This window comes from Terribacillus sp. JSM ZJ617, assembly GCF_044383785.1.
GTDB lineage: Bacteria > Bacillota > Bacilli > Bacillales > Amphibacillaceae > Terribacillus.
Genome location: NZ_JBISEQ010000012.1, coordinates 1 through 3,122, shown reverse-complemented (window position 1 = coordinate 3,122; position 3,122 = coordinate 1). Strand labels below are relative to the sequence as shown.

The window sequence follows — 3,122 nt, the reverse complement described above, 5'->3', positions numbered from 1 at the left end:
TAATCCTCTTGATCCACATACGGGTTTTCAGGATATGGATGATCACCATAAAAAAACAAAGGGTTCAAAAAAAAAAATCAGTAATTCAATATAGAACGTGAAAAGCGTTATATTAGGAATAGTAGGAGATATAATGATGTATAGTTAAAGCTTGCCATATTGACCAAGTTATAGTAATATGTTATGTGCTCAAAATAGGCTCGGAGATGAAAAATGGGTTCTCTCGAGTAATCGAGAGAACCCATAAGGTTCGTTTCAGATTCTATTGGGCGTTACACTATTCCACATTGAGTTGCCGCTCAATGTGTTCATATAAACGCTTTAAATTAAATTCGGATCGGAGTTGGTCTTTGATAACGACACTAAAAATTAAATACTACCCTTTAAGCTTGGTCAGCTGGTATTGGGCAGACCAGGAGGTGAATTGTTTTGAAGAAGATAAACCTCCATAGCTTAGCAATTATGGGATTATCACCACTAGTAGAAATGCTACTCACAATAGCACTAGCACCATTCGGTATAATCCTTCCACCATTGGTAAGTAAATTCCTAGCCAAAGGAATTACTATGATGTTACTGATGGCAATAAGATTTGTATGGAACAAGTGGGTTGCCGCCCATGTATACAAACTCTTATTGAAACTCTACATCACATTCTGTTTTAAATTTAGAAAGTAAATTTTTGCGTCCTGTATAGGGCGCTCTTTTTTTGTTTCTCTAAAAACTTCACTTCAAAATACATAGAAGTTCCTTTTTCTCTTCACTCATTTTATCACCCGAACACGATAAAACGCAAGAAACAAAAGGGTTTTCATACTTAAACAGGATAAAAAATAGACTAAATACAACCCCGATCTTATATCTATTCTGACGTTTTAAAAAATATTTAGTCACTAAATTTTGAGTCCTTCACTTTTACATTACTCAAATCAAGGATTCTCAAACCATCCTCCAATGCAAATTCCTCTTTTCGAAAATAGCAGTGATCTCATCAGCTATCTCTCCCATCTCCTCGTAAGAAATGGTTTTTTTCTGATCACTTGGATACCAAATTTCATAACCATAAACCAGTTTTTCAAATTCAAAATTGTTTTTATCAGCCATAGTTACTCCTCCAATCGGTACTTTAAAAATCATCACTGAAAAGAACAGTGCTCACTTATGCACCTTACAATGTGCACGTGGTTTTTCACTCCGTTCAAAATAAAATAATGCTTCGCATTGAACCTGCAGGGGCAAAAAAAGAGATGCCAATTTCAATATCAGCATCTCTTTTTAAGCTTTGGACGGCTTAAGGTATCTATGGTCTTATTTTAATTTTGAATCACATAATTTCGCAAGCCAATATGCCATTTAGCAATGACATCAAAAGTACCATTAGCTATCTCATCATCTTCCGAGATTTTAATCAAATCTCCATCTTCCGGATCTCCGAGATTTAATTCCTTATGAATTTCCTTCAAAATCCCTCCGTAACCAATTAGCCTTTTATAAGAGAGCGCATTATCCAGTGCCAAGACCGTTTCTACATTTTCTTCGGTAACTTTATTACCTTGAATCACGTCCGAGTGTTTAATTGGGTACTTTGAGACTTCGAGAATAGCGTTCTGCTCTTTCATGCTATTTTTAAAATCTTCTTCGTACCTCTCGACACCTTCAAGACTTTGTTTTGGCTTTACCTTCTGTACATGAACAATAGGTTCATAGTCTAGCTTCATGGCTCTTTTCCAAAGGCTTGTCCACTCGGATTGTTTTATGTATAACTCTTTTTTCTTAAAATAACTGGACGGTACACACAGCAGCACATGAAAATGTGGATGGTAAGTTCCGTATGATTTATTTCCTTGCTCACGATTCTTTGTCACTTCCAAAGCCCTAAAATAACCTCTTACAGACGTTTTAAAGGCCTTATAGTTAGTTAACCTCTGAAAACCTTTAAACATGCCTGAAATCGTCTCTGTGAGCTTCTCAGACGATTCATTCTTTATCGTTAAGGTCAGAAACAGCCATTGAACTTTTTCACGCTCATTCACAGTCTCTACGATCCGTTTATTGTGATAAGCAATTTTTAGCGACCGCCGCCAGTTGCACATTGGACATAACCTCACTTTACAAAACCATGCTTGATATAGCTTTAACGATTCAGGCGTGCGTTTAAACACAAGAGTATCAGCACAATCTTTCATCCGTTCGGCTTTACTATGTAGTCCTGCAACATCAAAATGCTCGGCTGTAAGTTCACTTCGTTTCTTCTTTCCTTGCCAATCAGTTTGCTTACCTGATTTCTTCTTGTCTACTAGAATTTCAGTTGAATCAGATGGTGTTATCATGCTATTATTAGGGCACATATAAATAGAGTCCTTCCTTGTGAGGGATCTCGAAAAAAAACCCCCGGATTTTTGGTTGTTGCTCGACACTCCAACCATATCACGAGGGTTTTTTTATGTCCACCCTTAAAAAACGAGCTCAACCCTTGAACCACAAGGGATTGAGGCACTTTTTCAAAAAGTAGTTGTTTCTATATGTATCAAGATAAGAAAAAACATAAAAAAAGCCCCCCTAAAAACAGGGGGCTTTTTTTAATATCAGTACCAATATCAGTACCAATATCAGTACCAATATCAGTACCAATATCAGTACCAATATCAGTACTGACTTCAATATTAGTATCGATATTGATATTGGTAGATATAAAATCGCTTTTTATTTCACGGTTCTGTTGACGACGAGCCTCTGTCCCCTAAGAACCCATAAGCCTTGTTGGGGGAACTTCGCCCCCACCACCCTTCGGGACAGCTTATCTTAGGGGACCTCTCCTCATCAACAGACTTTCGCGACATAAACGCTAGCTAGAGCAAAAGCTCGAAAACTGCTTGTCCGAAATTGGCATTATGCAGTTCAACGTGCAGATATAACATACCGTTTAATAAACTTTGTCTTTTTTTCCCGGCTCATATGAAATCGACATTGTCGAATAGTGCTGCCAATAAACATACGAGGGTTAGTAAAAATACAAACTTACTCTATTAGTAAATTTACTAATCTTAATCCTCTTGATCCACATACGGGTTTTCAGGATATGGATGATCACCATAAAAAAACAAAGGGTTCAAAAAAAAAAA

At 36.9% G+C, this 3,122-nt stretch carries 3 protein-coding genes; 1 reads left to right on the top strand and 2 read right to left on the bottom strand.

Annotated elements, in window-relative coordinates; translation table 11 throughout:
* Nucleotides 1-429: 429 nt before the first annotated feature.
* Nucleotides 430-678 carry a hypothetical protein gene (locus tag ACH6C1_RS19550; protein ID WP_374080139.1) on the top strand — a complete coding sequence of 83 codons (249 nt, stop codon included), beginning with the start codon at nt 430-432 and terminating at the stop codon, nt 676-678.
* 261 nt (nt 679-939) lie between these two features.
* Here ACH6C1_RS19550 and ACH6C1_RS19545 read toward each other — a convergent pair whose 3' ends face one another.
* Together ACH6C1_RS19545 and ACH6C1_RS19540 are read right to left on the bottom strand one after the other, a co-directional pair.
* Nucleotides 940-1,104 carry a hypothetical protein gene (locus ACH6C1_RS19545; protein WP_374080137.1) on the bottom strand — a complete coding sequence of 55 codons (165 nt, stop codon included), beginning with the start codon at nt 1,102-1,104 and terminating at the stop codon, nt 940-942.
* 209 nt (nt 1,105-1,313) lie between these two features.
* Complete coding sequence (locus tag ACH6C1_RS19540; protein ID WP_374080141.1) at nt 1,314-2,330, bottom strand: protein rep; 1,017 nt, start codon at nt 2,328-2,330, stop codon at nt 1,314-1,316.
* Nucleotides 2,331-3,122 lie beyond the last annotated feature (792 nt).